Origin of the sequence: Leptospira wolbachii serovar Codice str. CDC, from assembly GCF_000332515.2 — a bacterium.
Lineage (GTDB): Bacteria > Spirochaetota > Leptospiria > Leptospirales > Leptospiraceae > Leptospira_A > Leptospira_A wolbachii.
In genome coordinates this window covers 613,620-620,000 of sequence record NZ_AOGZ02000014.1, presented here as the reverse complement: position 1 = coordinate 620,000, position 6,381 = coordinate 613,620, and the positions used below count along the sequence as shown (strand labels likewise).

At 39.0% G+C, this 6,381-nt stretch carries 5 protein-coding genes; 2 read left to right on the top strand and 3 right to left on the bottom strand.

The genetic code is table 11. The annotated features are described in order from the left end of the window. Positions 1-1,037 precede the first annotated feature (1,037 nt). On the top strand, positions 1,038-1,502 hold the full coding sequence (locus tag LEP1GSC195_RS08410) for an ankyrin repeat domain-containing protein (RefSeq protein WP_040506575.1): 465 nt from the start codon (positions 1,038-1,040) through the stop codon (positions 1,500-1,502). Next, on the top strand, positions 1,499-1,900 hold the full coding sequence (locus tag LEP1GSC195_RS08405) for a hypothetical protein (protein ID WP_040506573.1): 402 nt from the start codon (positions 1,499-1,501) through the stop codon (positions 1,898-1,900). The genes LEP1GSC195_RS08410 and LEP1GSC195_RS08405 overlap by 4 nt, the downstream gene beginning before the upstream one ends. 669 nt (positions 1,901-2,569) lie before the next feature. Here LEP1GSC195_RS08405 and LEP1GSC195_RS08400 read toward each other — a convergent pair. The 3 genes from LEP1GSC195_RS08400 to LEP1GSC195_RS08390 all read right to left on the bottom strand — a co-directional run bounded on the left by LEP1GSC195_RS08400 (position 2,570) and on the right by LEP1GSC195_RS08390 (position 6,014). After that, the gene (locus tag LEP1GSC195_RS08400; RefSeq protein ID WP_015682312.1) at positions 2,570-3,034 is read right to left on the bottom strand and encodes an AgmX/PglI C-terminal domain-containing protein; all 465 of its coding nucleotides are present in this window, start codon (positions 3,032-3,034) and stop codon (positions 2,570-2,572) included. Continuing rightward, positions 3,035-4,711 (bottom strand): FG-GAP repeat protein, encoded by a 1,677-nt coding sequence (locus LEP1GSC195_RS08395; protein ID WP_015681647.1) that lies wholly within the window; start codon positions 4,709-4,711, stop codon positions 3,035-3,037. 304 nt (positions 4,712-5,015) lie between these two features. After that, complete coding sequence (locus LEP1GSC195_RS08390) at positions 5,016-6,014, bottom strand: tocopherol cyclase family protein (RefSeq protein WP_015681768.1); 999 nt, start codon at positions 6,012-6,014, stop codon at positions 5,016-5,018. Between the last annotated feature and the right edge of the window lie 367 nt (positions 6,015-6,381).

Genomic DNA, 6,381 nt, shown 5'->3' with positions numbered 1-6,381 from the left:
GGTGAATAAGAATGTTTTATTGTTTTTGAAGAAATGAAAATAGAAAACCTCGGAGAGATGTTAGGCTCTCTGAATAGGAAGGTAAAAGATAAGAGGAATTTCAAAAAAAATGAACGAAAAACTTCGATAAAATTTCATTTGATCTGTTTCGCTTTACTAGAGGTAGCTTAACTTTGGAACGTGAGGGTCTTAAGTTTCCAGCGAGAGGGATAGAAGGGGCGCATTAGCGGTCGCGGTTGGCGACCGAAGCCCTGGATAGCCCGACCCCAAATTAACACTAAAATAAAGAATCTTTTGATAAAGGAAATCGCGCCTTTCGTTAGAATTGTTGTCTCGCTACGTAGAATTTTGTAAAAGTTAGTCAAAGACCAATACCATTGTTCACTCACAAACCTCGCTAAAACAAGCGGGGTTTTTATATGGGGTCACGCTTCGACAAGCGGAAAGGTTTCAGCCTTCGGTGTCCGATTAAGGAACCATCCTTCGATTGATTTGGCTTAGAGTCAGTGACATAATGCATGAGTGAATCTACAAACCCCCGCCCGAGTTAGGGTGGAGGGGTGTGGCTCGTGGGAAGGTGGCGGAAATCTCTATACCACAACCTATCGTTTTTGAAAAGAACCTTGATCGCTTTGGAAATTTTATTCTAGATCTTTTCACCTTTTTGCCATCTTGCACGGTGATGACCCTACAAAGATAGAATCCATGCCGAGTCTTTGCGACACAATGCACAGAATAAGCGCTAGTTTAAAGGCGACTATATTTTATTTGGAATGGTTAACCAGTTCAGTTGGTCAGGTCTCTATCATGTTGTAACTGTAGTATGCAGTAGATGATTTAATAAAAAAATGGAATGAATTTTTAGATTCTGTTTTTCCTTCTATCATACTTCTGTTTGCATAAATTATTTTCGGATAGTTCTGTATTAATAAAAGTAAACGAAAATATCTCTATGATTCCATATTACACTTAGTAGTTTCCCACATTTGCGGAAATCCACTATTTTGAAACGGTTTGTGTCATGCGAAAATACAATCATGAAACGAACAGTTTACCTTGTATTCAGTTTTCTCCTATTGACCATTCAATGTGCGAATGTTCAAACGAGATCAGAAGATCGATTTCACAATCTTTATTACCAGGTTGCAATAGGTAATACGGAAAGAGTCAGACAACTAATAAATTTAGGATACGATATTAATAGACCTGAAGACACATTTGAAAGGCTAACACCTCTTATGATTGCTTCTAAAGAAGGTCACACTGAAATTGCATCACTATTAGTTTTCATGAAAGTCGAATTAAATGCAAAAACCAGAAATGGACATACTGCCCTAATGATGGCATCTTATAATCGTTATCCGAGAATAGTTAAGATATTACTCGATGCAGGAGCAAATCCTAATTTAGTCACGAATGAAGGTCACACTGCCTTGTCTGAAATTCTCTTTTCCGAAAGGGAAGAGATTGTTAGGTTGTTGATGGAGAAAGGTGCTAAATGAAGATTCTCCATTTTTCTCCGAGTTTATTCATTTCATGTTTGTTTTTGTTGTTGTTTGTTAGATGTTCCAATACATTTTCCAATCATTCGATCGATAGTTGTAGGCAAAAGTGTGTTGCTAACCAAGCACTTTGTTATATTATCACTATGCAAAGTTCCTCTACAAATACCAATCAAGTGAATCTTACCTGTCCTGTCCTTTATATGGGTTGTTACTCCAGTTGTGATTCGAAAAATCATTTTACCTCATCCCGCTCAACTTCCTCCAATCGGTCAGGTAGTCGTTCTGGAGGTGGTGGCCATTCCTCGTCGGGAGGAGGAGGGCATTCCTCATCAGGTGGAAGTGGCGGGAGTAGCGGTGGTTCCAGTGGAGGTGGTCACGGAGGAGGAGGGCATTGAGAAATTTGATCCTATCATAGTAAATTTACGAAGATGGAATTGGCTCGGCTGAATGTTTCCTTAAACTACAATGTATTTTACTTTACCACATAGGACTATGGTGAGGGATTTTCCAGGATCAAGTCCATAAAAACTGCACCCTTCCCAGTCTTTGCGACTCGGTGCCCTATGTAGGAAGCTAACAGGCTTTAAGGGGACTATATTTTACCTTGTGGTCCATCAAATGTGTTTTCTTAGGCAGGGTTAGAATGTCACATAATCCAACTGCGAATCCATAAACCCCCCACCCGAGTTAGGCCATGTGGGGAGTGGCTCGTGGGCAGTTGCCACCTTTTTCCCCTAACACAAATCACTCCTTCCAAAACAAACTTTCCTAAATCGCTGATTTTATTTACAACAAGTTCGCTCCTACATTAGGGGAACTAAGTTTTCCGAAAGCGTATAAGCTATTTGTTTTAGAATGCCTTCGCTTACAAATGTGTTGTCTTCATTCACTATGATTCTATAAAAACTTAGTTTAGATTCTTATTAAACATGTAAATGTTTTTGGAATTCCAGAGATGAAAAGAGAATTCTAATGGAAACGATTGAATGTGGTAAAAGTAAGTTATCGATTGTTAAATATAGCTTTATCATTACTATCTTGATCATCTTTGGAGCGACATCTCATTATTTTTGAATAGAAACTCCCTTTTTAAAGTTAAATGTATATTCTGCGTAGGTGTTACGAGATCTGTCAGGTGGGGGAGGAAATTCCCACGAACTGATTTCTTTTTGGATACAATTCAATAGTAATTCTGATGTAAAATCGGATTGGATGAGCTCTACTTTTGTTGCGTCACCATCTGGTTCGATCTGCCAATCGAATTGGGCTTTGCCTTCCTCGATTTTTGGTTTTGTTTCTAGATATAAATTATAACAGATTTGAATCTGTCGTTTGTGTTTTGTAATGGTTAAGTTCACTTCTCGTTTGTGGTAAGGAGAGAGTCCTCGTTTATCCACTTCATTGGTTATTTGTGTGTACTCGTTTCCGTTTGAGATTGGACGAAGAAAAATGAGATACACAAAACTTAAGACAAAAGTTGTCATCGAGACTAGAAGGATTTCTTTTTGGTAGGGAATTAGTTGTTTCATTTATTTTCTAATAAAAACATAGCCTGCACCGGAATTAGTAGCTAAGTTATTTGTGCTTGCAGTAGGTCCATTTGTGATTGTGTTTTGATTGCTGTCCTCTTGGTTCGCTGACACAATCATGGTATCGCCAGAAATGGCAACAGCATTGCCAAACCGATCGTCTAGATCTGGATTCGGTGGTTTGATATAGGCTCGGTGGAACCAGTTGGATCCAGATCGTTGGAAAACATAAACAGCACCCGCATTGGTGATAGAGTTATCCTCGCTCGCAGTTTGTCCATTCGTAACCGTTGTCTGGTTACTATCTTCAAAAATGGCTCCGACCAAAATTGTATCACCCTCAATCGCAAGTGAGATACCAAAACGATCATCTGCCTCTGTGTTGGGAGCCTTGAGGTAGGCTTGGTGTGTCCATGTAGAACCGATTCTTTGGAAAACATAAGCAGCGCCAGATAGGGCAGCTGAGTTATTCGTACTTGCTGTTTGTCCATTGGAAATCGTTGTTTGGTTACTTGATTCAGAAAATGACCCGACTACAATTGTATCCTTTGAGATGGCGACACGCTGACCGAATTGATCGTTTGCTTCTGCATTGGGTGGCTTTAAGTAAGCTTGTTCTACCCAAGTGGAACCTGTCCTCTGGAAGACGTAGGCGGCTCCCGATTGGGTTGCTGAGTTGTCTGAACTAGCAGTGGCTCCATTTGTAATCGTTGTTTGGTTGCTATCCTCTAAATTGGCACCTACTACGATTGTGTCTCCAGAGATAGAAACCGTTACACCAAATCGGTCGTCTGATTGTGCATTGGAAGCTTTGAGGTAGGCTTGTTGTGACCAAGTTGAGCCAGACCTTTGGAAGACATAGGCGGCACCAGATTGGGTTGCTGAGTCATCTCCAGTTGCCGTTGGTCCATTTGTAATTGTTGTTTGGATGCTATCCTCCAGAAAAGAACCAACTGCAATGGTATCTCCAGAGATAGAAATCGATACTCCAAATTGATCGTCTACACCCGTATTCGGAGGTTTGATATAGGCCTGTTCTACCCAAGTGGAACCTGTCCTTTGAAAGACATATACAGCGCCAGAATTCGAAGCATTATTGTCGTTACTCGCGGGAAGTCCATTTGTGATCGTTGTTTGGTTGCTATCTTCTTCATTTGCCCCGACCGCAATCGTGTCTCCATCGATCGCAACAGAAATCCCGAATCGATCGTCAACTTCTGCATTGGAAGCTTTCAAGTATGCTTCTTGTGTCCATGAATTACCAGATCTTTGAAATACATAGACTGCACCTGACCGGAGCGCTGAGTTATCTCCACTTGCCGTTGGTCCATTAGAAATGGTAGTTTGGTTACTTGCTTCTCCAGAAGCCCCGACCACGATGGTATCTCTTGAGATGGCGACTGAGAACCCAAAAAAATCATTTGCCTCTGCATTGGATGCTTTGAGATAAGCTTGGGCTTCCCAGAGTTTTGGTGCACTACTGACACGGAACCCGCAGAAGGGAATGGGAGTTTCCGATAGGGTTGCTAATAACAAGGTCTCTGCATAACTTTTCGATTTTTGATCACAGGGGTTATTCAATGTTAATTGCCTGCAGCTTCCATAACTGATGAGTAACAAAATCAGTACGCACTTTTTGGTCAAAAATGAACGAAACAAAAATTGTCTTTTTCCCATTAGATTTCCTAAGACACTCATTCTAAGATAAAAGATTACTAACATTCGTTAGGAAATTTAATCAAACTAATCAAGGCTAGCAAGTTTTTTCTTACTTCTGCTATCATGGAAGTGAAATTTTCTTGATTTTTTTTAAGGATTGAGAAGGTTTATGCTCGATCCATTTTTCTACAATTTAGAAGGGATTCATTTTTCCATTGGAGTATTGGTATTTGCTGTTGGATCACCTCTTTTTATAAAGGGAACACTCCTTTGCACGGTATAGACTCTTTATCAGGGAAGATTCCCTGATATTAGAGTGAAACTAGACAACTAAAGGAATTCCATGATTCGTATCATCCGTTAAAATTTCAAAAGCGGCACGTGAGGATGTAGTCAACATATCTTCAATTATTTTACCATCCGAGTTTTTGAACTTCACTTTGATATTGCATGTAGCGATTTTCGAGTTCAAACAATTCTTAATTCCTCCCGGTGGATTGTAATATTTTAAACCAACAAAATCATTTTCATTTGCCTTTATCCAACCGGTGATCTCAATATCCTTTGTTGATGAATTGAAATGCCAATTAAAATAGTCGAAATCTGCTTTTGCTTTCAATGCTTGCGAAATACCATTTAATTTAAACTCATGTCCTTTATGTCTAAGCACTATAACAGTCATAAATGGAGTCCAAATTGGGCCAAACTTTAATCTCGCTGTAGCAACCTCTAAAAAACTTTCAGGAGAATTATCAAACCCGGCAACCTGTCCCCAGGCATAATGATCAGTATGTTTTACACCCCAATTATGATTCTGACTTCCAATCCAATTGTTAATTTCAAAAACTTCATTGTTTACTTCTACTGTTCCCGTAAACACAGCCAAAGGTTTTCCAACTAATAGTTTTGCTTTTGGTAGAGGGGTTTGATACAAATTTTCAGGAAAAACTAGTAATGGTTTTTCACCTCCACTGTAATTCAAATTCCATTTAATTTTTCCAGTAGCAGTTTCAACAACACCGCTTAAAGCTGTCTCCGTTAAGATGGAATCGTCAATAGAAACATTCAATTCATCCTTCGAAAAATGCGCTTTTGAAAAGGGAATTTCCTTCTTTACCGCAACATGTTTTTGAGTGATCCCATCAAACCATATTACCCAAAGTTCAGCGATTGCTTTTGTAGCATCCCCTTTCGGAGAAAAGATTGTATATCGAATCCAAAACGCCTTTTTCCCGATCGAATGGTTTGCCCTTACAAAATAACTTTCATAGTGGCCATTTATACCATTTGGGTTATAACGGATTTTGTTTACTTCATTCATCTGTAACTAACGATAAAATGAACCACTTAGGAAACTGAAAAGAATTTTAACATGGTAGAGACACTAAATTCAGAAAAGATTTCCGATATTCGCAACACAAAACATATTTTAGGAAACCAGTCGACTTAAATGAGATTCTATTGTATCTATCAGACAAATTTTACTGTTGAGGTTTGTTGGCGGTCAGAAGCGGAGTTCGAATCATTTGGATCCATCTGTAGCAAAGTCTTATACAAAATATTCAAAATAATCAATGTAGTAGTGAAACACTTTATTCCCTCATTATTTACTAATTATTGTTAATTGCGAAATTGGGATTTGACATTAATTAGAATATTCAAACTGGGAGCGTTACCTTTATATAGGG